This window comes from Streptomyces sp. L2, assembly GCF_004124325.1.
In the GTDB taxonomy this organism is placed as follows: domain Bacteria; phylum Actinomycetota; class Actinomycetes; order Streptomycetales; family Streptomycetaceae; genus Streptomyces.
Genome location: NZ_QBDT01000001.1, coordinates 306236 through 328688, shown reverse-complemented (window position 1 = coordinate 328688; position 22453 = coordinate 306236). Strand labels below are relative to the sequence as shown.

The following is a 22453-nucleotide window of genomic DNA, read 5'->3' as shown; positions in this document are numbered from 1 at the left end:
GGACGCCGGACGCCGGACGACCGGACGCCGGATGACGGGTGCCGCTCAGCCCACCGTCCACTTCTGGTTGGCGCCGCCCGTGCAGGTCCAGATCTGCAGGCGGGTGCCGTTCGCGGAGTTGTTCCCGGTGACGTCGAGGCACTTGTTCGCCTGCGGGTTGACGATGTCGTGCGCGGCGGAGACCGCCCACTTCTGGTTGGGGCCGCCGGTGCAGTCCCACAGCTGGACGGTCGAGCCGTCGGCGGTGCCGTTGCCCGTGACGTCGAGGCACTTGCCGAGCGCGCGGATCGTGCCGTCGGAGCCGACGGTCCACTGCTGGGCCGCCGTGCCGTTGCAGTCGTACAACTGGACCGGTGTGCCGTCGGCGGGGTTGGCGCCGGCCACGTCCACGCACTTGCCGGCCAGGCCCCGGATCGGGACGCCGGCCGCGGTGGTGCTGGTCGTCACCGACACGGAGTCGACCACCAGTTGCTGCGGGAACTGCGTGGAGCCGTCCGGGTCGCCGGGCCAGTAGCCGCCGACGGCCAGGTTCAGGATGAGGAAGAACGGCTTGTTGTCGTACACCCAGGTCTTGCCGCCCAGGTCGGCGGGGGTGCGCCGCTCGTAGACCGTGCCGTCCACCGACCAGGTGATCGAGCCGGGCGCCCAGTCGACGGCGAAGGTGTGGAAGGCGTCCGCGAAGGCCTGGCCGCCCGGGAGGCTGTAGGCGGCGCCTATGCCGCCCGAGCCGGAGTAGCCCGGGCCGTGGATGGTGCCGTGCACGGTCGAGGGTTCGAAGCCGACGTTCTCCATCACGTCGATCTCACCGGAGTCCGGCCAGTTGACCGGGGTGCCGAGCATCCAGAACGCGGGCCACATGCCCTGCCCGCGCGGGATCTTCATGCGTGCCTCGACGTGCCCGTACCGGGCCTCGAACTTCCCCGCCGTGTTCAGCCGGGCCGAGGTGTACTGGCAGGTGCCGTACCAGCACTGGTAGCCGGCCGGGTTTTCCTTCCGGGCCGTGATGACGAGGTGGCCCTGGCCGTCCAGGGCGGCGTTCCGCGTGCCGGAGGTGTAGTACTCGCGTTCGTGGTTGTTGACGTTGTCGCCGGTCTCCAGCGTCCACTTCGAACCGTCGACCGCGGAGCCGGCCGGCCCGTCGAAGGTGTCGGAGAACGTGGTGACGGTCGCGGCGGCGGACTGGGTCGCCGGGTGGGCCGTGTCCGCCCGGGCGGGGCCGACGGTGGCGGCGCCGACCAGTGCGGCGGACAGGGCGGCGTACAGGCATCTGCGGAGCAGGCGTGGGGATGCCATGGCTCTCCGTCTCAGGTGGGGGGCGATGGGGACGCTTCTTGATTTAAGGAGTGAGATAAGGAGGCGTCAAGAGGCTGGTCCGTACCTGCTGCTGACGGCCGGTCGGGCCGGATGCGGACAACGCCGACCGAACGCAAGGCAATTGGTGAAAGAGCCGCAGTGGGATTCCGGCGCCGTATCCGCCACCCGGTTTCCGTTCACGCTCCCGGGGCACTCCTGGCTCGGGCCCGCGTGCCGCCGCCCTCGCCGGGGCCGGGCGGTGCTTGGATGCCCGGGCGGGGAAGCGGACGAACCACCGCACACGCGACGAGCGGAGCGGTCCGAGGAGGTGGCGGATGAGCGGGCGTACGGCACCGCGCGCGGTCCTCCTCGCGGCCGGTGAACTGCTGGCCTGGTGGGCCGTACTCCTCCTGCTCTGGCTGGTGTTCATCTCCAGCGTCTACACCCTGGAGTGGGTCGTCGGCGCGAGTGCCGCCGCCGTGGGGGCGCTGCTCGCGCGGGCCGGCCGGCGGGCGGTGACGTGGCGGTGAACGGCTGGCTCGTGGCGGCGGCCGTCGTCCTGGGCGGGGGAGGGGCGGCCGCGTTGTGGGGCGTGGCCACCGGCCCCCTCCCGCGCCGTCTCGTCGCCCAGAACCTGACCACCTCCGTGGTGTGTCCGGGCCTGCTGCTGCTCTCGCGGGGCTACCAGCGGACCTCGTACGTCGACCTCGCCCTGCTGATGGCCCTGCTGGGCCCGGTCGGCACGCTGGTCTTCGCCCGCACCCTCGCCGGGGAACTCGCCGGCGAACGGCCCCGAGCGTGGACGCTGACCTGGGCGGCCGCCGGGGCGGGCGCCGTCGTCGTGATCGCGCTGTGCGTCGCCACCGGCCCCGGCCGGGCGATGGTGAAACCGCTGGTGATCGGCGCCCTGCTGATCGGCGGCAACGCCATCGCCTCCCGGGCCATGTCGGGCGGGTTCCAGGGGGTGCACCGTGGCTGACCTGAGGCATCCGGCGCTCATGGCCGCCGCGTCCGCCGGTTCCGATGGTTCCGGCGGTGGCGCGGCCGACGCTGTCATCGTGGTGGCCCTGCTGCTGGTCGCCGTCTCCGCGACCGCGGCCGTCGCCACCCGCGAACCGGCCCGCCAGGCCCTCGTCCTCAGCGTGCTGGGCATCGTCCTGGCCGTGCTCTTCACCGTCCTCCAGGCTCCCGACGTCGGTCTCTCGCAGCTCGCCGTGGGCTCCGCCCTGACCCCGCTGCTGATCATGCTGTCGGTGCGCAAGGTCCGCCGCCGCGGCCGTACGAAGGACGGTGCCGAATGACCCGGCGCCTCAGGATGTGGCTGCTCGCCTTCGGCGGCGCCGGGCTCGCCGCGCTGCTCGTCGCGGCCTGCCTGGACCTGCCCTCCTTCGGCGGCACTCACCACCCCTACGGGGCGCGGGCCGTGCACGCCGCCCTCGCCCGGCACACCGCCAACACCGTCGCCTCCGTCAACTTCGACCAGCGCGCCTACGACACCCTCGGCGAGATGAGCATCCTGTTCGCCTCGGTCCTCGGCTGCGTGGTCCTGCTGCGCCAGGCCCGCGACGAGCACCGGGCGACGCCCGAACCCGCCGACGTGGCCCGCCCGGTGCGCCGCTACGCCCTGCTCGTACTGCCCGTCGCCCTGCTCACCGGCCTGTACGTGGTCGCCCACGGCCAGCTCAGCCCCGGCGGCGGCTTCCAGGGCGGGGTCGTCGCCGCCACCGCCCTGCACCTGCTGTACCTCGGCGCCGACTACGGCGCCCTGGAACGCGTCCGGCCCCTCGGCACGTACGAGGCCGCCGACGCGCTGTCCGTCAGCGCGTACCTCGTACTCGGCCTCGCCGGAATCCTGGCCGGCACCGCGTTCCTGGCCAACACGCTGCTGCCGTACGGCACGTTCAACACGCTGTCCTCCGGCGGCACCGTCCCCCTGCTGAACGCGGCCATCGGCATGGAGGTGGCGAGCGCGGTCGTCGTGCTGCTCGCCGGCTTCCTGGACCAGGCCGTCGAGATCGAGGAGGAGCACGGGAGTTGACCGCCGTGACGCACGTCCTGCCCTACCTGGTCGCCGCCTACGTCTTCCTGGCCGGCGCCTACGGCCTCGCCGCCAGCCGCAACCTGATCCACGCCGTCGGCTGCCTCGCCGTGTGCCAGTCGGCCACCTACGTCCTGCTGCTGGCGGTCGGCTACCGCGCCGGCGGCACCGCGCCGGTGTTCTCCGACATCAAGCCCGGTTCGCGGCCCGTGGTCGACCCCGTCGTCCAGGCCCTCACCCTCACCGACATCGTCGTCGGCGCCACCGTCACCGCACTGCTGCTCGCCCTCGTCCTGCAGATCGCCAAGCGGCACGGCACGGTCGACCCTGACGAACTGCGGGAGCTGCGCGGCTGATGGACCGCCTGCTCCCGCTGCTCGTCGTGGCGCCGCTGCTCGGCGCCGCCCTGCTGGTCGCCGCCGGCCGGCACCTGCCCCGCCCCGCCGCCGAGACCGCCGGCTGCGTCGTCTCCGCCGCCACGGCCGTCCTGGCGCTCGTCCTGCTGCTGAACTCCTCCCCGCCGATGCTCGAATGGGTCGGCGGCTGGACGCCGAAGAACGGCGAGAGCGTCGGCATCGTGCTCGTCGGGGACGGCCCGGCGCTCGGCATGGCCGCCCTCGTCTCCCTGCTCACGCTGGCCGCGCTCGTCTACTCCTGGCACTACTTCGACGAGCCGCCGCGCGGCCACTCCGGTTCGTTCCCCGCGCTGCTGCTGGTCTTCCAGGCCGCCATGTGCGGCTTCGCGATCGCGGGCGACCTGTTCAACGCGTTCGTCTTCTTCGAGCTGATGAGCGTGGTCGCCTACGCGCTCACCGGCTACCGCATCGACGACCCGAAGGCCGTGCAGGGCGCGCTGACCTTCGGCGTGATCAACTCGCTGGGCGCGTACGCCCTGCTGATGGGCATCGGCCTGCTGTACGCCCGGACCGGCGAACTGGCGATGACGAAGATCGGCCGGGGCCTGGACACCGCGGCCGTGCACGGCGGGGGGCCGGACGCGCTCGTCCTCGCCTCCTTCGTGCTGGTCCTCGTCGGGCTGCTGGTGAAGGCGGCGGCCGTCCCCTTCCACTTCTGGCTGCCCGACGCGCACGCCGTCGCCCCCACCCCGGTGTGCATGCTGCTGTCCGGCGTGATGACCGAACTCGGCGCCTACGGCGTCTGGCGCGTGTACGGCACCGTCTTCGCCGGACCCGGCGGCATCCCGGCGGCCGACCTGGAGCGGGGCATGGTCACCCTCGGCGTGCTCACCGCGGCGGTCGGCGCCGCCATGTGCTGGTACCAGCGGCACATCAAACGGCTGCTCGCGTACTCGACGGTCGCGCACACCGGGATGTTCCTCGTCGGGCTCGGTGTGCTCACCCCCGAGGGCGACGACGGGGTCGCCCTGTACATCCTCGGGCACGCCGGGGTGAAGGCAGCGCTGTTCGCCTGCGCGGGCATCCTGCTCGACCGGCTGGGCGGCGTCGACGAGCACACCCTGCACGGCAGGGCCCGGGAGCTGCGCGGGGTGGCGGTGATGTTCGCGCTCGGCGGGCTCGGCCTCGCCGGGCTGCCGCCCTTCGGGACGGCCCTGGGCAAGGCGGTCACCGAGGAGGCGGTCGGCGGCCCCCTCACCGTCGTGTACGTGGCCGCGTCGGCGGTGACCGCGGGGGCCGTGCTGCGGGTCACCGCCCGCGTCTTCCTGGGTCTCGGACCGCGCCCCGAGGACGCCGGGGAGTTCGAGACGAGCGGCTGTGACGAGGAGCCGGAGACCCGCGGCCTGCTGAGCCGTGTCCCGGACACCATGCACGCGGTGCCCGCGGTGCTGCTGGCCGCCGCCGTCGCCGTCGGCGTGATCCCGGGCTTCGGCGAGCTGGTGGCCCGGTCGGTCAACGAGGCCGGCTCCGGCGGCGCCCCCGGATCCGCGCACTGGACCGCGCACGGCGTCCTGCTGGGCCTGCTCTCCACCCTGCTGGCGGTGGGCCTCGCCGCGCTCGCCGTCACCCGCACGGGCCGGACCTCCGCCCCCGACTGGACGGCCCCCCTCAGGCGGCTGCAGTCCGGTCACGTGGGGGACTACGTGGCGTGGCTGCTGGTCGGCGCGACGGTGCTGGGCGCGCTGGCCCTGCCGGGGGCACTGGGCAACTGACGAGGCGATGGGGCAGGCCCGGGCCGCGGTGGGTGAGCGCCGTCAGTAGCATGATCGGCGCAGCCCCTTGTCGAATCGTCCGAGGAGTGGACCGTGCGAGACATCGCCGTGTTCAGTGGCAGTGCCCACCCCGAACTGGCCGAGGAGGTCTGCGCCCACCTCGGAGTGCCGCTCAGCCCGACCCGGGTCAGCCGGTTCGCCAACGACTGTCTGGAGGTGCAGCTCCAGGCCAACTGCCGGGAACGGGACGTCTTCCTGATCCAGCCGCTGGTCAAGCCCGTGCAGGAGCACCTGGTGGAGCTGCTGCTGATGTGCGACGCGGCCCGGGGTGCCTCGGCGGCCCGGATCACCGTCGTCATGCCGCACTACTCCTACGCGCGCTCCGACAAGAAGGACGCGCCGCGCATCTCGCTGGGCGGGCGGCTGGTCGCGGACCTCATGGTGTCCGCCGGCGCGGGCCGGGTCCTCGCCATGACCCTGCACGCCCCGCAGGTCCACGGCTTCTTCTCGGTCCCGGTGGACCACCTGCACGCGTTGCGTGAACTCGCCGCGCACTTCCGGCAGTACGACCTGACCCGCACCACGGTCGTCTCCCCGGACCTCGGCAACGCCAAGGAGGCCGCCGCCTTCGCCCGGCTGATCGGCGCCCAGGTCGCGGCCGGCGCCAAGCAGCGGTTCGCGGACGACCGGGTGAGCATCAGCTCCGTCATCGGCGACGTCGCCGGCCGGGACGTCATCGTGCTGGACGACGAGATCGCCAAGGGCAGCACCGTCATCGAACTCCTGGACCGGTTGCGGGCGTTGGGGCCCCGGTCGATCCGGGTGGCGTGCACGCACGGCCTGTTCGCGGCGGGCGCCCTCAAACGGCTCAGCGAGCAGCCGGACGTGCTGGAGATCGTGTGCACCAACACCGTGCCCGTGCCGGTGGCGGAGCACACCGACAAGCTGCGGATCCTGTCCATCGCCCCGGCGCTCGCCGAGGCCGTGCGCCGCATCCACAACGGCGAGTCCGTCAGCGCCCTGTTCGACGAGCCGCGCGACCAGTGACGGCCGACGGTCCGCGCGACCAGTAGCGGCAGACGAGCCGCGTGATCGGTGACGGCGTCACAGCGTGCCGGACGCGGCCCCGGACTGCTCCAGGGCCGCCTCCGGCGTGGGGTGCGGCGGCAGCAGCCGCGACAGGCCCGTCACCCGGAACACGCGCAGGGTCAGCGGATGGGTGCACACCAGGTACAGCTGCCCGCCGCCGTCCCGGACCCGGCCGCGGGCCCGGTACAGCAGGCGCAGCCCCGAGCAGTCGAAGAACGTGACGCCCCGCAGGTCGATGACGAGCCGGACGCCGGGCACAGCGGTGAGCCGGTCCAGGACGGGGATGATCTCCGCCGCCGCGGCGATGTCGATCTCGCCCCGGAGCTCCAGCACCGTGTGCCCGCGCTCCCGGCGCACGCGCGCGAACCGGGTGAGCGGGACGGGCTCCTGTCGCACGACGGCATCACCTCCCACCCGCGCCTGGAAAACGCTTCCTCGCCCGTCAAGTTACCCTCGATAGAAGGAATTTGAGCATGTTCGATTGACATATGTCTTCGAGTTTCGCTCGTGTCCTCCGCGAAAGTCACGGGCCAGGGCCCGCCGCGACCGCCCGGGGAGGCCGGGAGGCCCGGAGGCGGGGAGATCGGGGGCTCAGTCCACCGTCAGGACCAGCTTGCCCGCCGTCCGGCCCGTCTCGCCCAGTTCGTGCGCCTTCGCCGCGTCGGCCAGCGGGAAGGTCCCCGCGATCGTCGCGCGCAGCTTCCCGGACTCCACCAGTTCCGCGACGCGTTCCATGCCGGTCCGGTCGGCGTCCACCAGCATCCGCACCGCCCGCACCCCGAGCCGTTCGGCCTCCTCGGGGAACTCCGCGGAGCCGTGCGGCAGGATCGACACCACCACACCGCCGGGCCGCAGTACGCGCAGGGACCGTACGGACGTCTCGCCGCCCAGGGTGTCGAGGACGACGTCGACGTCCCGGACCGTCTCGGTGACGTCCGTCGTCCGGTAGTCGACCGGCTCGTCCACGCCGATCTCGCGCAGGAAGTCGTGCTTGCCCGCGCTCGCCGTGCCGATCACGTACGCGCCGCGCGCCTTGGCGACCTGCACGGCCACGTGACCGACCCCGCCGGCCGCCGCGTGGATCAGCACCCGCTGCCCGGGCCGCACGTCCGCGTGCTCGGTCAGCGCCTGCCACGCGGTCAGGGACACCAGCGGCAGCGCGCCCGCCTGGACGTGGTCGACGGAGGCCGGCTTGTGCGTCAGGGCGCGGGCGGGCACGGTCACGTACTCGGCGTGCGTGCCGTGGCCGTACGGGTAGGGCACCATGCCGAAGACCTCGTCGCCCGGCCGGAACGCGGCCACGCCCATCCCGGTCGCGGCCACCTCGCCCGAGACGTCCCAGCCCAGGACGAACGGCGGTTCGCCCAGGAAGACCCCGAGGGCCCGGTGCTTCCAGTCGGTCGGGTTCACCCCGGCGGCCCGGACCCGGACCAGCACCTCGTTCGCCCGGGGCGCCGGCCGGGGCACCCGTACTTCCTTGAGGACCTCGGGACCGCCGAGGACGTCCTGGCTGACAGCTCGCATCGTGTTCTCATCGCTCATGGTCACCCAGCCTGCCGGGGGGCGGACCGGCCGGGCAATGGCATGAAGGCCAGCATCCGATAGAATCGTGCCATGCAGCGTGTGGAACGGGTCGTGGTCCTGGCCCTCGACGGCGTCTACCCCTTCGAGCTGGGCATCCCCAGCCGCATCCTCGGCGCGGCCGACGGCCGGTACGAGGTGCTGACCTGCACGGTCGACGGCCGGCCGGTGCGCACCTGCGCCGACTTCTCCATCACGGCCGACCACGGTCCCGAGGTCCTGGAGACCGCGGACACCGTGGTCGTCGCGGCCATGCCGCCGGACCGCATCCCGGCCGAGCTGTCCGGCCCGGTCGCGGCGGCGCTCGCGCGGATCCCGGAGCACGCGCGGGTGGTCTCCATCTGCACCGGCGCGTTCGTGCTCGCCGCCGCCGGACTGCTCGACGGGCGCCGCGCCACCACCCACTGGGCCGTCTCCGAGCGGTTCCGCCGCGCCTTCCCGCGCGTCGCCCTCGACCCCGACGTGCTCTTCGTCGAGGACGGCCGGTTCCTCACCTCGGCGGGCGCCGCCTCCGGCGTCGACATCTGCCTGCACCTGGTGCGCACGGACCACGGGAGCGCGCTGGCGAACTTCGTGGCCCGCTGCTGCGTGGTCCCGCCGTTCCGGGACGGCGGCCAGGCGCAGTACATCATGCAGCCGGTGCCCGAGTTCGCCGCCGCGAGCACGGCGGCGACCCGCGGCTGGGCCCTGGAGCGCCTCGGCGAACCCCTCACCCTCGACGACCTCGCCGCCCACGCCCGGATGAGCCGGCGCACGTTCGCCCGCCGCTTCGGCGACGAGGTGGGCCTCAGCCCCGGCCGCTGGCTGATCCAGCAGCGCGTCGCCCGCGCCCGCGACCTGCTGGAGTCCAGCGACCTGACGGTGGACCAGATCGCCGGCCAGGTCGGCTTCGCCACCGGCGCCTCGCTGCGCCAGCACCTGCACGCCGCGATCGGGGTGTCCCCGCAGGCGTACCGGCGCACCTTCCAGGAGGCCCGCTGAACGTTCCGGACCGCCCCGGCGTCGCAGGAGTGCGACGAAAGAGCAGGACGGCCTCCGCCAGGGGGAGCGCCGGGGACGGGAGTGGGACATGCGCGGAAGAACGGCGGCCGGGGCCGCACTGCTGGCCGTGACGGCGGTCGGATGCGGCGGTGGTGGGGGCGGCGCCCCGCTGGTGCTCAAGGGCACGCCCCCCGCCGCGCCGTACAGCGGTCCGCTCCACGTCTCCACCCGGGGCGCGGACAACGGCAGCACCCGCTCGCGGCGCCTGGCGTCCGGGGCCGCCGGCCGGGCGCTGGAGTGCGACGGCCGGATCTTCGAAGGCGGCGGCCCGGACGGCTGGAGCCGCTCCGACGGGGGCGCGACGCCCGAGGACGGTCTGCGGCTGTACTTCGACATGTTCCAGCCGCAGCAGCCCGGCGACGGCTACCGCGTGGAGCGCGCCGAGGCGGACCGGGTGCTGTACTCCTTCGACGTCGGCGGCCGCACCAAGGTGGCCGTCGTGGTGGCCAAGGACCAGCCGGGCAGGCCCGGTTGGGGCCCGGAGACCCACGCCTCCTGCGACCCGGCCGAACTCCCCGCGCGGTACGCGGGAGCCGAGGGGTGGCAGGTGTGGACGGACGCGCACGGCAGGCGGGTGCCGGTCGGCAGGCTCACCAGCTCGGCGGGTCCGGAGCACTGCGGCTGGCAGTCGGCGCGCTTCCTCGACCTGGACGGCCGCACGTACGTCCGCGATCCCCACGGGGTCCTCGCCCGTGCCGGCCTGCTCACGGCGCCGTTCCGCGACCACGTTCCGATGCCGGCCGGAGCCCGGGACACCGGATACCACTACCGGGGTCTGAGGCTGTGGCTGACCGGCGACCGGAACACCGCCTACGTGCGGACCGGCGGCACGGTGGAGGCCTGGCCGCGGGCGAAGCGCGACGCCGGCTGCAAGTGACCCGTTTGCCGACGACATGCACCTATGTCGACTTCTTGACAACGAGCGGAGCGTGACCGAGCCCTCACGTCAATGCGGGAGGTGAGGTTGATCCATTCGGGTGAGAACCCGATAAGCTCCAGGCTGTCACCGCGAGTTGACGCGACCTCCCCACGGGTCCGTCCGCGGTGCGTACTCATGAGTGCGGTCCCCGGTACACCCCCCATTCGCTCGTGTCGCTACGAAGGATGCTGATGGAACTCGCCACTCCGCCACCGGCGGCGCGGGCCCCTGTCGCCTGGTACAGCTGGTGGCTGATGCCGCTCGCCTTAGGAGGTGGGACGGTCGCCGCGACATTCATGAGCGGCGAACGCGTCGCCGCCGCCGTCGCCGGCGCCGCCCTCACCGCGGCGGGCTCCGTGTGCGTACGACTGCTGATCCGGACCAAGGGCCGACTGCGCGGCGCCGAAGCGGCGTTCCGCACCGAACAGGTGGAGCACGCCCAGCGCTGGCAGCAGCATGTCGCCGGGCTGGAACGGAAGTTCTCCGCCGAGCGTGCCGCCCTGGAGGACCGGCTGGCCGAGGAGACGCACACGTTCGACACCCGGCTCGCCGAGCAGGCGACGGAGCACGAGGCCCGGCTCGCCGAGCAGGCCCGGTCCTACGAGGCCACCCTCGCCGACCGCGCCGCCTCCTACGAGGAGCGGCTCATCGACCGTGAACGCGCCTGGCAGGAGCGGACCGCCCGGGAACTCGCCGCGGTGACCCGTCTCGCGGACGAGCAACTGCCCGAGGCCCTGGTCCGGTTGCGCGCCGGTGACGCCGTCGACGACCTGCTGCCCGCCCTGGAGCAGGGCGCCGAGACCGGCCGGGAACTCCAGGCCGGACTGCGCCGGATCCTGCGGACCTCCCTGATGGGCGTCGAGGAGGAGTTCAACCGCTCCACCTCCGCCGAGCAGGCCGTGATCGGTATCGGCAACCGCATCCACGTCCTCACCAGCAAACTCCGCGGCCGACTGCACGAGATGCAGGGCGAGCACGGCCGCCTCCCCGCGGTCGCCCAGGGCCTGATGGAACTGGACCAGGAGATCGGCCCCGCCGACTGTCTCGCCGCCAGCATCGGCGTGCTCGGCGGCTCGGACCGGCCCGGCCGCCAGTGGCAGGAGCCGCAGCGGCTGCTGGACGTGGTGCGCGGCGGCATCGGCCGGATCAAGGACTTCGACCGCGTCGAGGTACGGCACCTGCCCGAACTCGGCGTCGACGGCGGGCTCGTGGACCAGCTCACGCTGATCTTCGCCCACCTGCTGGACAACGCCGCCCGCTACTCCCCGCCGACCGAGCCGGTGATCGTCTCCGGCAAGGAGGTGCCCAACGGCGTCGGCATCGAGATCCAGGACTCCGGCAAGGGCCTGAGCGAGGAGAAGAAGCGCGAGGCGGAGCAGTCCCTCGCGGGCACCGCCGCCGGACCCGGCCTCGGCGGCATCTCCGAGGACGCCACCATCGGCCTCCGCGTCGTCGGCATCCTGGCCCGCCGCTACGGCATCCGCGTCACCTTCGCCGACTCGCCCTGGCTGGGCACCTCCGTGGTCGTCGTGGTCCCGCACAAGTACTTCAGCCCGCTGCCCGCGCCCGCCGCCCCCGCGGTCGCGTCCGCCGCGCCGGCCCTCTCCACCACCCCGGCCGCCGGCACGCCCCCGGCGGAAGAACTCCTCGCGGAGGAGTCCGGGGCCGAGACGGCCGTGGACACCACCCCGGGCGGCCTGCCCCGCCGCCGCAGCACCCGGCGGCGCGACGCGGCGCGGCCCGCCACCGCCTCCCGCCCCGAGACGGCCGCCCACCCCGCGGTCCCCCCGGAGGCCTCCTTCACCGGCCTCGCGGCCTTCGCGACAGCGGGCCGCGACGACGCCGGGGACCCGGCGGACGGCGACGGAGGCGAAGGCGGAGGCGAGCACCCGCGAGGCGGCGACGGCGGACGGCCGACGGACTCCACGGCCGGTCCGGCCGGTCCGGCCGTCCGTCCGGCGGACAACGCTGTCGCGGCCGGCGGCTTCGCGGCGACGGCCCCTGGCCTGCCGTCGGGCGCCGGGGCGCACCCCGCCGAGGCACCCGCGGACATGCCCTCCGGCGGAGCGAAGGCGCTCGGCCGCGAACCCCACGGCGCGGGCAGCCCCGCCGTACGGGACGCGGGCGCACCGGAGGCCGGGCCCGGACCGCTGAGCGGCCCGCGCCCCGGACAGGAAGACGTCGTGGCACCCGCGACGCCGGACGGCACCGCGGCCGCCGGTGGACGCACGGCCACCGAGCACCGCACTGAAGAGAGCGACTAGTCCCCATGACGCAACAGGGAACCGACGTGAGCTGGGCGCTCCGCGACCTGGTGGAGAGCATCCCGGAGATCCGCTTCGCCCTCGTGGCCTCCAGCGATGGCAAGGCCATCACCTCCTTCGGCGCCGAGGACCCCGACGACGTGGACCGCTTCGCGGCCGTGGTGGCGGGCCTGCAGGCCCTGGCCCAGCCGGTCGCCGAGCAGTTCCCCAAGTACGCGGGCCAGCTGCGGCTGGCGATGATCGAGGTCGACGGCGGCCACCTCTTCGTCGTACGGGCCGGGGTGGAGACGTACCTCGGCGTCCTCGCCCGCGAAGGCCTCGACCAGGGGCTGCTGGGCCATCAGATGAGGGACCTGTCCCGGCGCATGGGTGAGCTGCTCGGCACCACCCCGCGCCTGGAGGAGCACTCTGGATGAGTGCTCCCCGCCGGCCCACGGACCCGTCCGGTCTCACCCGCTACTACGTCCTCACCAAGGGCCGCAGCGGACCGGACGGGCCGGCGTCGACCCTCGACGTGGCGACCCTCATCATCTCCCGCACGGCACCCTTACCGGGCATGCAGTACGAGCACGAGGAGATCATCCGGCACTGCCGCGATCCGCTGTCGGTCGCCGAACTCGGCGCCCACCTCGGACTGCCCTTCCACATCCTCGCGGTGCTGCTGGCGGATCTGCTGGACGCAGGCCGTATCGAAGCCCATGATCCGATTCCGGCGCACGACGCGGGCCGCGGTCCGGACCTCGCGCTCCTCCAGGAGGTACTCAGTGGACTTGAAAGGCTTTGACCAACCCGGCCGCCCCGCCGCCGGAGGCATCCGCTCGGTCAAGGTGATGATCGCCGGCGGGTTCGGCACCGGGAAGACCACCATGGTCCGCGCCGTCAGCGACATCAAGCCGCTCACCACCGAGGAGACGCTGACCCAGGCCACCGTCGGCACGGACCACCTCGTGGGCGTGGCCGACAAGGCCGAGACCACCGTCAGCCTGGACTTCGGCAAGATCTCCCTCAACGACACGCTGATGCTGTACCTGTTCGGCACCCCCGGGCAGGAACGGTTCTGGTTCCTGTGGAACGGCCTGTTCAAGGGCGCGCTCGGCGCGGTAGTCCTCGTCGACACCCGGCGCCTGGCCTCCAGCTTCCGCGCGATCGAGGAGATGGAGCGGCAGAACGTGCCCTTCGTCATCGCGCTGAACATGTTCCCCGACTCCAAGGAGCACCCGATCGAGGAGATCCGCGACGCCCTCGACATCGCCCCGCACACCCCGGTCGTGCGCTGCGACGCCCGCGACCGCGCCTCCAGCCGCGATGTCCTCGTCGCCCTGATCCGCCATCTGCAGGAACGCTCCGCCGTCGCCCAGGAGTCTCGATGAACGCGCACGACCCCGAGGCCCCGGGCGGCTGCCCCGTCGCGCACGGCGCGGGCGTCACCCGGCTGTACGGCCCCGAGTCGGAGAGCGACCCGCACGCCGTCTACGCGCGGCTGCGGGTGGAGCACGGCCCCGTCGCCCCCGTCCTGCTGGAGGGCGACGTCCCGGCCTGGCTGGTGCTCGGCTACCGGGAGAACCGGCGGGTCCTGGACAACCCGCTGCAGTTCAGCCGGGACGCACGGATCTGGCGGGACTTCAAGGAGGGCCGCGTCGCGGAGACCTCACCGCTGATCCCGATGCTGGGCTGGCGGCCGGACTGCGTCTCGCAGGACGGCGAGCCGCACCGCCGGCTGCGCGGCGCGGTCACCGACAACCTCCAGGCGGTCGCGGCGCGCGGCATCCGACGGCACGTCACCCACTTCGCGAACAAGCAGATCGACGCGTTCGCCGACGCCGGCCGGGCCGACCTGGTCGCCGACTTCGCCGAGCACCTGCCGATGCTGGTCCTCACCCGGGTCTTCGGGCTGGCCGAGAGCGAGGGCCGGGCGCTCGCCGAGTCCAGCAACCTCGTCCTCAAGGGCGGCGCGGACGCCCTCGCGCACAACGAGAAGATCATGGCCGTACTGGGTGAACTCGCCGCACGCAAACGGGCGGAACCCGGGTCCGACTTCGCCTCCGGGCTCATCGAGCACGCGGCGGCCCTGGACGAGGACGAACTGGTGAGCCACCTGCGCCTGGTCCTGATCACGGCCCACGCCACGACGAGCAACCTGCTGGTCCGCACGCTGCAGCTCATCCTCACCGACCCCGACCGGCGTTCGGGGCTGATCAGCGGACAGCTCAACATGTCCTCCGTGGTGGAGGAGGTCCTGTGGAACGCGCCGCCGCTCGCCGTGCTGCCGGGCCGGTTCGCCACCTCCGACCTGGAACTGGGCGGCTGCCCGGTGAAGGAGGGCGACCTGCTGGTCCTCGGTCTCGCGGCCGGTAACGTGGACCCGCAGATCCGGCCCGACACGGGCGTCTCCGTGGCCGGCAACCACTCCCACCTGGCGTTCAGCGGGGGCCCGCACGAGTGCCCGGGGCAGAGCCTCGGCCAGGCCATCATCGAGATCGCCGTGGACGTCCTGCTGCACCGGCTGCCCGGCCTGCGCCTCGCCGTCGTGCCGGAGGAGCTCACCTCGTCGGCGTCCACCTGGGAGTCCCGGCTGGACAGCCTGCCGGTGGAGTTCGCCGCCTGAGCCGGGCCGTCCGGCCCCCCGCCCGGCAGGCGGGGGGCCGCCGTTCGGTGTGAACGGCGGCCCGGGTCCCGCCCGTCACACCGCGAGCAGGTCGTCCACCGAACCCTGGCCCGCCAGTTCGGCCGTCACCGCCGGCCCCTCCTTGGCCGCCGCGTACCGCCCCGAGGTCAGCGCCCACTCGTAGTTGCCGTTGATCCAGTGCTGGATGGCCTCCACACCGCGGCGCACCTCGTCCCGGCCGGCCTCGTCCAGCCCGAGCTCGTCGCACATGCCCGGCACCCGAGCCTCCAGCTCCACGTACTCGCGCAGGCATTCGGTCGTCATCCGGTACGCCTCGTCCGCGGCGTCCTGCCAGGAACCGCCGCGCTCCCGGTGGAGCACGGCTATCAGGTTGTGGCCGTCGCCCCTGCGCCGCTCCCGCTCGAAGGAGTGGATGTCGTTCATGAACCCGATGGTGTCCGCGGCCAGGTCCCGCATCCGCTCCATCAGGGGATGCGCCTGCACCTGGGCGGGCACCTCGAAGCGGCGGCTGCGCTCGCCCGCGTCGATGCTGTGGTGGATGCCGACGGTACGGCGCCGGAACACCGTGTACTGAGCCAGGTCCAGGGTGCCGGCCAGCCCGCGCGCGGCCAGGTCCACCTCTTCGCAGTGGGCCACCAGGAACCGCCCCCACGACGCCGCGAACCGGGTCTGCCAGGTCAGGGACATGCCCGCGCTGAGATGCTCCCAGACCTCCGCCCAGGCCAGCGTGATCGGGCAGACCACGCGGGGCCGGCTGCCCGCCGGACGCAGAGGCGTCACGATCAGCTCCCGCGCCACCTCCGCGATCCGGTCCGCCCGGTCGGGCCGGATCGCGTCGAACTGGTCGTCGAAGAGGAAGGCCAGCGAGAACCAGTTCATCAGCACGACCATGTCCTCGGCCGAGGCGTGCGGATAGGTCCGCGCGGCGGCCTGCGGCAGGTCCCACGACTGGTACTCGTCGAACCCGGCCTGACTGCGCACCAGACCCATGTCCCAGATCCAGCGCAGGTGGCGCGAGCGCGCGTACTCCAGGTGCGCGCTGACGGGCGTCTCGAACGGCAGGTCGAAGCGGACGTCCTGAGGCATGCGTGTCCTTTCGGGAGGCGGAACGCAGAGTCCCCCCGCCCCTGCACTCGAACTGCGTTTCGCAGCTCGAAAGTTGAGCCGGAAAGCGGTACGAGGCTGCCCAGGCCGTAAATGATCTACGCGTGAGCCGGAAGTGACGTGTGTTACTGCCGACACCCCGTCAGACGCGTACACTCCCGCGCCCGTTGGGCCGCTCGGGCGCCATCCCGGCCGGGTTCTACGGCACCCTGCCCGGCCGGCGGACACGCTGGACGCGGGGTCAGTCGCGTCCCCCCTTGCCGTCCGTGGCCGGCCACACGCCCGTCGAGCGGGCGATCGCCTTGGCGCCGGTGCGGTCCACGGCGCTGCGGACCACCGCGAAGATGGCGCCCTGGACGGCCGCCGCGAGCAGGATCTCGCCCCAGCCGCGGTCCTCGTCCAGCGCGTCCGGCGCGTCGTCCTCGTGCCGGATCACCTTCCACGCCTTCTGGAACGCCAGCCCGGCCAGCGTGCCGCCGGTCCAGCTGAGCACGAAGCCGACGGGCTTGTAGGCGAAGGGGAGCTTCTTCTTCTTGTTCTTCTTGCCCACGGGGATCTCCTCATGTCGGGGGGAGCGGGTCGGATGCGGGTGCCGTCGGGCCGGATTCCGGCCGGATGCGGGATCAGGGGCGGCCGGCGGGCGGGACCTCCTCCGCGGGCCGTACCGGGCCGGGCGGAGTGCCGTCGCCGAAGGGGCGGCCGCCGAGCTCCTCCCGCTGGTGCGGGGCCGTCCAGCCGGCGAGATCCGGGCCGAGCGGCACGATGCCGGTGGGGTTGATGCCGCTGTGCACCTGGTAGTAGTGCCGCTTGATGTGGTCGAAGTCGACGGTGTCGCCGAAGCCGGGCGTCTGGAACAGGTCCCGCGCGTACGCCCAGAGCACCGGGTTCTCCGCCAGCTTCCACCGGTTGCACTTGAAGTGGCCGTGGTAGACCGGGTCGAACCGGACCAGCGTGGTGAACAGCCGGATGTCCGCCTCGGTGAGGGTGTCCCCGACGAGGTAGCGCTGCCCGGCCAGCCGCTCGGCGAGCCACTCCAGACGCCGGAAGACCGCCGTACAGGCCGCCTCGTACTCCGCCTGGTGGGTGGCGAACCCGGCCCGGTACACGCCGTTGTTCACGTCCTCGTAGACCGCCGCCATCACCTCGTCGATCTCGTCCCGGCGGCCGGCCGGATACAGGTCCGGCGCGCCGGGACGGTGCAGGGCGCTCCACTCGGTGGCCAGGTCCAGGGTGATCTGCGGGTAGTCGTTGGTGACGAGCCGCCCGCTGGAGACGTCGACGACCGCGGGCACGCTCACCCCGCCCGGGTAGCCGGTCTCCCGTGCGTCGTACGCCTCGGCGAGGTAGCGGATGCCGAGCACCGGGTCCCGGCCGTCCGGGTCCAGGGTGAACCGCCAGCTGCGGTCGTCCTGGACCGGGTCGGCGATCGCCATGGACAGGGCGTCCTCCAGGCCCAGCAGCCGGCGCGAGACCACCGCCCGGCTCGCCCACGGACAGGCGCGGGAGACCACCAGCCGGTAACGGCCCGCCTCCACCGGCCAGCCGTCCCGGCCGTCCGCGGTGATCCGGTCCCTGAAGTGGCTCCTGGACCGCTTGAACGCCTTGTGGCCGTACGCGCTGTTCCCGTCGCCGCCCATGTCTCCTCCTCGCCGCACGTCCCGCGTGACGGACGCCCTGGCACAACGCGTTCCCCGATTTCCGCCGCCGGCACCGTGTGATCCACCCGCTCGGGGGCAGTCGGCGGGAGTGACCCGGACACCCTCGGAACAGGAACGGGCCGCCGCGCCCGGTGACGCCCCCGCCGCCCCCGGCGGCAGCCGGCCATCCCAGGGCGACCGGCACACCCGCCTCACCGTCTACGTCGCCCTCGGCGCCAACCTGCTGATCGCCGCCGCCAAGGCCTTCGGCGGCGTGTTCGCCGGCTCGCCGGCGCTGCTGTCGGAGGCCGCCCACTCGGTCGCCGACAGCTTCAACGAGATATTCCTGCTGACCGCGCTGCGCCGCAGCCGCCGGCCCGCCGACGAACGGCACCCCTTCGGCTACGGCAAGGAGCGCTTCTTCTGGTCGCTCCTCGCCGCCGTCGGCATCTTCGTCATGGGCGGCTGCTTCTCCTTCTTCCAGGGCTTCGAAGCGCTCCGGGAGGACACCAGCGAGACGTTCACCGGGTACGTCGCCGGCCTGATCGTCCTCGGCGTGGCCCTCCTCGCCGAGGGCGCCTCCCTGCTGCGGGCGCTGCACCAGGTGCGCGAGGGCGGCGGCCGCGAGGCCCTGCGCGACCCGGCGCTGCGCACGGTGGTCGCCGAGGACGGCAGCGCGGTCCTCGGCGTCACCTTCGCCCTCATCGGCATGGCCCTGCACATGGTGACCGGCCAGGTCGCCTGGGAGGCGGCCGCCTCGCTCGCGATCGGCGCGCTGCTGGTGTACGTCGCCTACCGGCTCGGCCGCGACGCCCGCGACCAGCTCATCGGCGAGGCCGCCGACCCGGAGCTGGCCCGCCGGATCCAGGAGCACCTGGAGCGACAGCCCGAGATCGACAGCGTCGAGGCGCTGTTCACCATGAAACTGGGCCTGGACGCCACCCTGGTGGCCGCCCGCATCGACCTGGTGCCCGGCCTGGACAGCGAGCGCGTCGAGGAGGTCGCCGTACGGATCAAGCGGTCCCTCGCCCACGACCTGCCCGCCGCTACCCAGGTCTTCCTCGACGTGACCGACCGGCCCGCCGGGGAGGCACGGGAGAGCCCCGCCGCGACGGGGGAACGCGGCGGGGCCTGACGCACGCGTGCCCAACCGGAAGCCGGGTCATGCGCGCGGAACACAGATATTTCTAAAATCTGCCGGTTCCCGGCCGGAAATCAGCTCCCGTCGACGGGCTCCAGCACGAACACCGGGATGTCCCGCGACGTCTTCTCCTGGTAGTCGGCGTACGACGGGAACGCGGCCACCGCCCGCTCCCACCAGGCGGCCTTCTCCGCGCCGGTGACCTCCCGGGCCCTCATGTCCCGCTTGACCGGCCCGTCCTGCAACTCCACCCGCGGATCGGCCGTCACGTTGAAATACCACACCGGGTGCTTGGGCGCCCCGCCCACCGAGGCCACCGCGGCGTAACGTCCCTCGTGCTCGACCCGCATCAACGGCGTCTTGCGGATCTTCCCGCTCCGCGCGCCCCGCGTGGTCAGCACGATCACCGGCAGCCCGGTGTCGCGCAGGGTCGTGCCCTTGGTGCCGCCGGAACCCTCGTACAGCTCGACCTGCTCACGCACCCACTGCGTCGGGCTCGGCTCGTACTCGCCCTCGAGAGGCATGGCATCCGTCCCTTCTCCCGCCGGCTCCGCCGGCGTGTCAACGGCTGACGTCCAGCTTCATCCAACACAGGCCGCGCCCCGATTCATCCAGGGCACCGCCGTCACCCCGGCGCCGCCGCCATGCGGACCGCCAGGGTCAGGATCACGCCGCTCGACAGCAGCGCCGTGGCCAGCCGGCCCCGGCGCCCCGTGAGCGCGCGGCCGAGGAGCGCCCCGCCGCAGGCCAGGAGCAGCTGCCAGCTCGCGGAGGCGGCGAGGGCGGCCAGGACGAACACGGCCCGGTCCAGCGGCCGTACGGCGTCCGCGGTGCTGGTGCCGACGACCAGCGCGGCGAAGTACACGACCGTGACGGGATTGAGCAGGGTGACACCGAGAAGGCCGAGATACGCGCGCGCGGCGCTCGGAACCGGCCGCTCCGCCCGGGTCGCCGGCCGGCGCGCGCGGTACTGCCGCAGGGCACCGGCCGCGCCCCACACCGCCAGGGCCGCCAGGACCAGCGCCGAGGCCAGACGCAACGGGGCCAGCACCGGGCGCAGCGCGGCCGCGAGGGCCGAGCCGCCGACGGTGGCGAGGAGGGCGTAGAGACCGTCGGCGCTCGCGACGCCCAGGGCGGCGCAGGCGCCGGTGCGCAGCGAGGTGCGCGCGGTCAGGGACACCAGGTACGTCCCGACGGCGCCGACCGGCACGGCGATGCCGTACCCGGCGAGCAGGCCCGCCGTGAGCGCGGCCGTCACGGTCGCGCGGGACAGGGCCTCCGGGGACGGCCGGGCTGCTGCTGAAGCCGCGGCGCGAGGCGGGCGGCGGACAGCGGCAGCGGGGTGTCGGTGCGGAACATGGGCAGATCCTGCGGCCCGCGCCGCCCTCGGGTCAACCGGATTTCGGCGTGGAACCGCCCCTCGCACCCCCGGTCTTCGGCCAGATCCCGCGGATCACCGATCTGGCCGAAGTTGCCGTCGCCCCATAGATGCCCGGGGCATCTAATGAAGATCAGTACGAGGCACCATCGGCACGACGCACCAACGTCTGCGAGGTCTTTCCATGACGGAACTGACGGACATCACCGGCCCGGCGACCCCGGCCGAACCCGTCGCCTTCCCCCAGGACCGCACCTGCCCCTACCACCCGCCGACCGCCTACGCCCCGCTGCGCGACGGCCGGGCCCTGTCCCGCGTCACGCTCTACGACGGCCGCGAGGTCTGGCTGGTCACCGGCCACGCCGCCGCCCGCGCGCTGCTGTCCGACCCCCGCCTGTCCAGCGACCGGCGCCGGGCCGGCTTCCCCTCGCCGACCGCCCGGTTCGCGGCCGTACGGGACCGCAAGGTGGCCCTCCTCGGCGCCGACGACCCCGAACACCGTACCCAGCGGCGGATGATGATCCCGTCGTTCACCCTCAAACGCGCCACGGAACTGCGGCCCGCCATCCAGCGGATCGTCGACGGACTGCTGGACAGGATGGCCGAGCAGGGGCCGCCCGCCGAACTGGTCTCCGCGTTCGCGCTGCCGGTGCCGTCCATGGTCATCTGCGACCTGCTCGGCGTGCCGTACGCCGACCACGAGTTCTTCGAGGAGCAGTCCCGCCGCCTGCTGCGCGGCCCCACCGCCGCCGACACCCAACGGGCCCGGGAGCGGCTGGACGCCTATCTCGGCGACCTCATCGACCGCAAGGCCGCAAGCGGGGCGACGGGCGACGGCATCCTCGACGGCCTCGTCCACCGGCAGTACCGCGACGGCCTGCTGGACCGGGCCGAACTCGTCTCGCTGGCCGTCATCCTGCTCGTCGCGGGACACGAGACGACCGCCAACATGATCTCCCTGGGCACCTTCACGCTCCTCCAGCACCCCGACCGGCTGGCCGAGTTGCGCGCCGATCCGGCGCTGCTGCCCGACGCCGTCGAGGAGTTGATGCGCATGCTGTCCATCGCGGAGGGTCTCGCGCGCATCGCCCTGGAGGACGTCGAGGTGGAGGGCACCACGATCCGGGCCGGAGAAGGCGTCTTCTTCAGCACCTCGGTGATCAACCGCGACACGGACCAGTACGCCGAACCCGACGCGCTGGACTTCCACCGCCCGGCCCGCCACCACGTCGCCTTCGGCTTCGGCATCCACCAGTGCCTGGGCCAGAACCTGGCCCGCGCCGAACTGGAGATCGCCCTCGGCACCCTGCTCCGGCGCTTCCCCTCGCTGCGGCTCGCCGCCCCGCCAGAGGAGATCCCCTTCAAGCCCGGCGACACGATCCAGGGGATGCTGGAACTCCCCGTGACCTGGTAAGAGGCTGCCGTCATGCACATCGACATCGACAAGGACCGCTGCATCGGCGCGGGCCAGTGCGCGCTCGCCGCGCCCGCCGTGTTCACCCAGGACGACGACGGCTACAGCACCCTGGTCCCCGGCCGCGCGGACGGCGCGGGCGAGACCATGGTCCGGGAGGCGGCCCGCGCCTGCCCGGTGAGCGCGATCACGGTCGGCACGGCCGGCGACTGACCGGCCGCCGAAGGCCCGCGGGACCGGCCGCGGCAGGCCTGAGTAGGGTTCCCGGATGACCGAACACGCCGGGAAACCCTTCCTCTACGTCATCGTCTGCGCGGCCGGTTCCGCCTCCGGCATCGGCGAACTGATCACCGCCGCCCAGGAGCGGAACTGGGAGGTCGGGGTCATCGCCACGCCGCTCGCGATGAACGGGTTCTTCGACGCCGAGGCGGTCCGGGCCCAGACCGGCCGCCCCATCCGCTCGGCCTGGCGCACCCCGGACGACCCGCGCCCCTTCCCTGCCCCGGACGCCGTGGTGGTCGCACCCGCGACCTTCAACACCATCAACAAATGGGCGGCGGGCATAGCCGACACCCTCGCCGTCGCCACCCTCTGCGAGACCGCCGGCCTGAACATCCCGACCGCCGTCCTCCCCCGAGTGACAGAAGCCCTGACCACCCACCCCGCCTACCGGTCCAGCCTGACCCGCCTACGAGACATGGGCATCCGCATAGCAGACGGCCCTGAGTCCAACTGGGAGTCGGTGTTCGACCTGCTTGACTGAAGCGCCCCAAAGGGGCGCGGGGCTGTGTCGACATGCG

General features: G+C 73.2%; 26 protein-coding genes. 18 read left to right on the top strand and 8 right to left on the bottom strand.

The window, feature by feature from the left end:
* Nucleotides 1–45 precede the first annotated feature (45 nt).
* Entirely contained in the window at nt 46–1293 is a 1248-nt protein-coding gene (locus DBP14_RS01415) for a ricin-type beta-trefoil lectin domain protein (RefSeq protein ID WP_129305233.1), read from the bottom strand.
* Between the two features lie 335 nt (nt 1294–1628).
* On the opposite strand from DBP14_RS01415, the gene DBP14_RS01410 reads away from it, so the two are divergent.
* The 7 genes from DBP14_RS01410 (at nt 1629) to DBP14_RS01380 (ending at nt 6506) form a co-directional block, all read left to right on the top strand.
* Nucleotides 1629–1823: a hypothetical protein gene (locus tag DBP14_RS01410; RefSeq protein WP_129305232.1), complete on the top strand. Its 195-nt coding sequence runs from the start codon at nt 1629–1631 to the stop codon at nt 1821–1823.
* Nucleotides 1820–2272 (top strand): MrpF/PhaF family protein, encoded by a 453-nt coding sequence (locus tag DBP14_RS01405; RefSeq protein WP_129305231.1) that lies wholly within the window; start codon nt 1820–1822, stop codon nt 2270–2272. Before DBP14_RS01410 ends, DBP14_RS01405 begins: the two co-directional genes overlap by 4 nt.
* A 19-nt stretch (nt 2273–2291) precedes the next feature.
* Nucleotides 2292–2594, top strand: coding sequence for a hydrogenase subunit MbhD domain-containing protein (locus DBP14_RS01400; protein WP_129311616.1), 303 nt, complete (start codon nt 2292–2294; stop codon nt 2592–2594).
* On the top strand, nt 2591–3331 hold the full coding sequence (locus DBP14_RS01395; RefSeq protein ID WP_129305230.1) for an MnhB domain-containing protein: 741 nt from the start codon (nt 2591–2593) through the stop codon (nt 3329–3331). The genes DBP14_RS01400 and DBP14_RS01395 overlap by 4 nt, the downstream gene beginning before the upstream one ends.
* Nucleotides 3332–3336: 5 nt before the next feature.
* Nucleotides 3337–3687 carry a sodium:proton antiporter gene (locus DBP14_RS01390; protein WP_129311615.1) on the top strand — a complete coding sequence of 117 codons (351 nt, stop codon included), beginning with the start codon at nt 3337–3339 and terminating at the stop codon, nt 3685–3687.
* On the top strand, nt 3687–5459 hold the full coding sequence (locus DBP14_RS01385) for a complex I subunit 5 family protein (RefSeq protein ID WP_129305229.1): 1773 nt from the start codon (nt 3687–3689) through the stop codon (nt 5457–5459). Before DBP14_RS01390 ends, DBP14_RS01385 begins: the two co-directional genes overlap by 1 nt.
* A 93-nt stretch (nt 5460–5552) precedes the next feature.
* The gene (locus DBP14_RS01380; protein WP_129305228.1) at nt 5553–6506 is read left to right on the top strand and encodes a ribose-phosphate pyrophosphokinase; all 954 of its coding nucleotides are present in this window, start codon (nt 5553–5555) and stop codon (nt 6504–6506) included.
* A 57-nt stretch (nt 6507–6563) separates the two neighbouring features.
* On the opposite strand, the gene DBP14_RS01375 is transcribed toward DBP14_RS01380, so the two are convergent.
* Together DBP14_RS01375 and DBP14_RS01370 are read right to left on the bottom strand one after the other, a co-directional pair.
* A complete protein-coding gene (locus tag DBP14_RS01375) occupies nt 6564–6944 on the bottom strand; it encodes an anti-sigma factor antagonist (RefSeq protein ID WP_129305227.1) in 381 nt (126 codons plus the stop codon).
* A gap of 195 nt (nt 6945–7139) precedes the next feature.
* Nucleotides 7140–8090, bottom strand: a complete 951-nt coding sequence (locus DBP14_RS01370; RefSeq protein ID WP_206739184.1) for an NADP-dependent oxidoreductase — start codon at nt 8088–8090, stop codon at nt 7140–7142.
* A 72-nt stretch (nt 8091–8162) separates the two neighbouring features.
* On the opposite strand from DBP14_RS01370, the gene DBP14_RS01365 reads away from it, so the two are divergent.
* The 7 genes from DBP14_RS01365 (at nt 8163) to DBP14_RS01335 (ending at nt 14958) form a co-directional block, all read left to right on the top strand.
* Nucleotides 8163–9110: a helix-turn-helix domain-containing protein gene (locus DBP14_RS01365; protein ID WP_129305225.1), complete on the top strand. Its 948-nt coding sequence runs from the start codon at nt 8163–8165 to the stop codon at nt 9108–9110.
* An 88-nt stretch (nt 9111–9198) separates the two neighbouring features.
* A complete protein-coding gene (locus DBP14_RS01360) occupies nt 9199–10047 on the top strand; it encodes a hypothetical protein (protein WP_129305224.1) in 849 nt (282 codons plus the stop codon).
* A gap of 233 nt (nt 10048–10280) precedes the next feature.
* Entirely contained in the window at nt 10281–12353 is a 2073-nt protein-coding gene (locus DBP14_RS01355; RefSeq protein ID WP_129305223.1) for an ATP-binding protein, read from the top strand.
* A gap of 5 nt (nt 12354–12358) precedes the next feature.
* Nucleotides 12359–12769, top strand: coding sequence for a roadblock/LC7 domain-containing protein (locus DBP14_RS01350; protein ID WP_129305222.1), 411 nt, complete (start codon nt 12359–12361; stop codon nt 12767–12769).
* Nucleotides 12766–13137, top strand: coding sequence for a DUF742 domain-containing protein (locus DBP14_RS01345; RefSeq protein ID WP_129305221.1), 372 nt, complete (start codon nt 12766–12768; stop codon nt 13135–13137). Before DBP14_RS01350 ends, DBP14_RS01345 begins: the two co-directional genes overlap by 4 nt.
* Nucleotides 13118–13723: an ATP/GTP-binding protein gene (locus DBP14_RS01340; RefSeq protein WP_241740760.1), complete on the top strand. Its 606-nt coding sequence runs from the start codon at nt 13118–13120 to the stop codon at nt 13721–13723. The genes DBP14_RS01345 and DBP14_RS01340 overlap by 20 nt, the downstream gene beginning before the upstream one ends.
* A complete protein-coding gene (locus DBP14_RS01335) occupies nt 13720–14958 on the top strand; it encodes a cytochrome P450 (RefSeq protein WP_129305219.1) in 1239 nt (412 codons plus the stop codon). Before DBP14_RS01340 ends, DBP14_RS01335 begins: the two co-directional genes overlap by 4 nt.
* 75 nt (nt 14959–15033) lie before the next feature.
* Here DBP14_RS01335 and DBP14_RS01330 read toward each other — a convergent pair whose 3' ends face one another.
* The 3 genes from DBP14_RS01330 to DBP14_RS01320 form a co-directional block, all read right to left on the bottom strand.
* Nucleotides 15034–16065 (bottom strand): 7-epi-alpha-eudesmol synthase, encoded by a 1032-nt coding sequence (locus DBP14_RS01330; RefSeq protein WP_129305218.1) that lies wholly within the window; start codon nt 16063–16065, stop codon nt 15034–15036.
* A 259-nt stretch (nt 16066–16324) separates the two neighbouring features.
* A complete protein-coding gene (locus DBP14_RS01325; RefSeq protein ID WP_129305217.1) occupies nt 16325–16633 on the bottom strand; it encodes a DUF4235 domain-containing protein in 309 nt (102 codons plus the stop codon).
* 73 nt (nt 16634–16706) lie between these two features.
* Nucleotides 16707–17720: a glutathione S-transferase C-terminal domain-containing protein gene (locus tag DBP14_RS01320; RefSeq protein ID WP_129305216.1), complete on the bottom strand. Its 1014-nt coding sequence runs from the start codon at nt 17718–17720 to the stop codon at nt 16707–16709.
* A gap of 109 nt (nt 17721–17829) precedes the next feature.
* On the opposite strand from DBP14_RS01320, the gene DBP14_RS01315 reads away from it, so the two are divergent.
* Entirely contained in the window at nt 17830–18855 is a 1026-nt protein-coding gene (locus DBP14_RS01315; RefSeq protein ID WP_164992229.1) for a cation diffusion facilitator family transporter, read from the top strand.
* A gap of 80 nt (nt 18856–18935) precedes the next feature.
* Here DBP14_RS01315 and DBP14_RS01310 read toward each other — a convergent pair whose 3' ends face one another.
* Both DBP14_RS01310 and DBP14_RS01305 read right to left on the bottom strand, forming a co-directional pair.
* The gene (locus tag DBP14_RS01310) at nt 18936–19385 is read right to left on the bottom strand and encodes a nitroreductase family deazaflavin-dependent oxidoreductase (protein ID WP_129305214.1); all 450 of its coding nucleotides are present in this window, start codon (nt 19383–19385) and stop codon (nt 18936–18938) included.
* Between the two features lie 101 nt (nt 19386–19486).
* Nucleotides 19487–20119 carry a LysE family transporter gene (locus tag DBP14_RS01305; protein ID WP_129305213.1) on the bottom strand — a complete coding sequence of 211 codons (633 nt, stop codon included), beginning with the start codon at nt 20117–20119 and terminating at the stop codon, nt 19487–19489.
* 304 nt (nt 20120–20423) lie between these two features.
* Between DBP14_RS01305 and DBP14_RS01300 the strand changes: the two genes are divergently transcribed.
* Genes DBP14_RS01300 through DBP14_RS01290 form a run of 3 tightly spaced genes read left to right on the top strand, consistent with a single transcriptional unit; the run spans nt 20424 to nt 22416 of the window.
* The gene (locus DBP14_RS01300) at nt 20424–21653 is read left to right on the top strand and encodes a cytochrome P450 (RefSeq protein ID WP_129305212.1); all 1230 of its coding nucleotides are present in this window, start codon (nt 20424–20426) and stop codon (nt 21651–21653) included.
* A 12-nt stretch (nt 21654–21665) separates the two neighbouring features.
* A complete protein-coding gene (locus tag DBP14_RS01295) occupies nt 21666–21866 on the top strand; it encodes a ferredoxin (protein WP_129305211.1) in 201 nt (66 codons plus the stop codon).
* Nucleotides 21867–21921: 55 nt separating this feature from the next.
* Entirely contained in the window at nt 21922–22416 is a 495-nt protein-coding gene (locus DBP14_RS01290) for a flavoprotein (RefSeq protein ID WP_129305210.1), read from the top strand.
* Nucleotides 22417–22453 lie beyond the last annotated feature (37 nt).

What these genes read in the sequence shown, in the direction of transcription:
- DBP14_RS01415 (WP_129305233.1), bottom strand. Translation starts at nt 1,293, where the DNA reads ATGGCATCCCCACGCCTGCTCCGCAGATGCCTGTACGCCGCCCTGTCC.
- DBP14_RS01410 (WP_129305232.1), top strand. Translation starts at nt 1,629, where the DNA reads ATGAGCGGGCGTACGGCACCGCGCGCGGTCCTCCTCGCGGCCGGTGAA.
- DBP14_RS01400 (WP_129311616.1), top strand. Translation starts at nt 2,292, where the DNA reads ATGGCCGCCGCGTCCGCCGGTTCCGATGGTTCCGGCGGTGGCGCGGCC.
- DBP14_RS01395 (WP_129305230.1), top strand. Translation starts at nt 2,591, where the DNA reads ATGACCCGGCGCCTCAGGATGTGGCTGCTCGCCTTCGGCGGCGCCGGG.
- DBP14_RS01385 (WP_129305229.1), top strand. Translation starts at nt 3,687, where the DNA reads ATGGACCGCCTGCTCCCGCTGCTCGTCGTGGCGCCGCTGCTCGGCGCC.
- DBP14_RS01370 (WP_206739184.1), bottom strand. Translation starts at nt 8,090, where the DNA reads ATGAGCGATGAGAACACGATGCGAGCTGTCAGCCAGGACGTCCTCGGC.
- DBP14_RS01365 (WP_129305225.1), top strand. Translation starts at nt 8,163, where the DNA reads ATGCAGCGTGTGGAACGGGTCGTGGTCCTGGCCCTCGACGGCGTCTAC.
- DBP14_RS01360 (WP_129305224.1), top strand. Translation starts at nt 9,199, where the DNA reads ATGCGCGGAAGAACGGCGGCCGGGGCCGCACTGCTGGCCGTGACGGCG.
- DBP14_RS01355 (WP_129305223.1), top strand. Translation starts at nt 10,281, where the DNA reads ATGGAACTCGCCACTCCGCCACCGGCGGCGCGGGCCCCTGTCGCCTGG.
- DBP14_RS01350 (WP_129305222.1), top strand. Translation starts at nt 12,359, where the DNA reads ATGACGCAACAGGGAACCGACGTGAGCTGGGCGCTCCGCGACCTGGTG.
- DBP14_RS01345 (WP_129305221.1), top strand. Translation starts at nt 12,766, where the DNA reads ATGAGTGCTCCCCGCCGGCCCACGGACCCGTCCGGTCTCACCCGCTAC.
- DBP14_RS01335 (WP_129305219.1), top strand. Translation starts at nt 13,720, where the DNA reads ATGAACGCGCACGACCCCGAGGCCCCGGGCGGCTGCCCCGTCGCGCAC.
- DBP14_RS01330 (WP_129305218.1), bottom strand. Translation starts at nt 16,065, where the DNA reads ATGCCTCAGGACGTCCGCTTCGACCTGCCGTTCGAGACGCCCGTCAGC.
- DBP14_RS01320 (WP_129305216.1), bottom strand. Translation starts at nt 17,720, where the DNA reads ATGGGCGGCGACGGGAACAGCGCGTACGGCCACAAGGCGTTCAAGCGG.
- DBP14_RS01310 (WP_129305214.1), bottom strand. Translation starts at nt 19,385, where the DNA reads ATGCCTCTCGAGGGCGAGTACGAGCCGAGCCCGACGCAGTGGGTGCGT.
- DBP14_RS01300 (WP_129305212.1), top strand. Translation starts at nt 20,424, where the DNA reads ATGACGGAACTGACGGACATCACCGGCCCGGCGACCCCGGCCGAACCC.
- DBP14_RS01295 (WP_129305211.1), top strand. Translation starts at nt 21,666, where the DNA reads ATGCACATCGACATCGACAAGGACCGCTGCATCGGCGCGGGCCAGTGC.
- DBP14_RS01290 (WP_129305210.1), top strand. Translation starts at nt 21,922, where the DNA reads ATGACCGAACACGCCGGGAAACCCTTCCTCTACGTCATCGTCTGCGCG.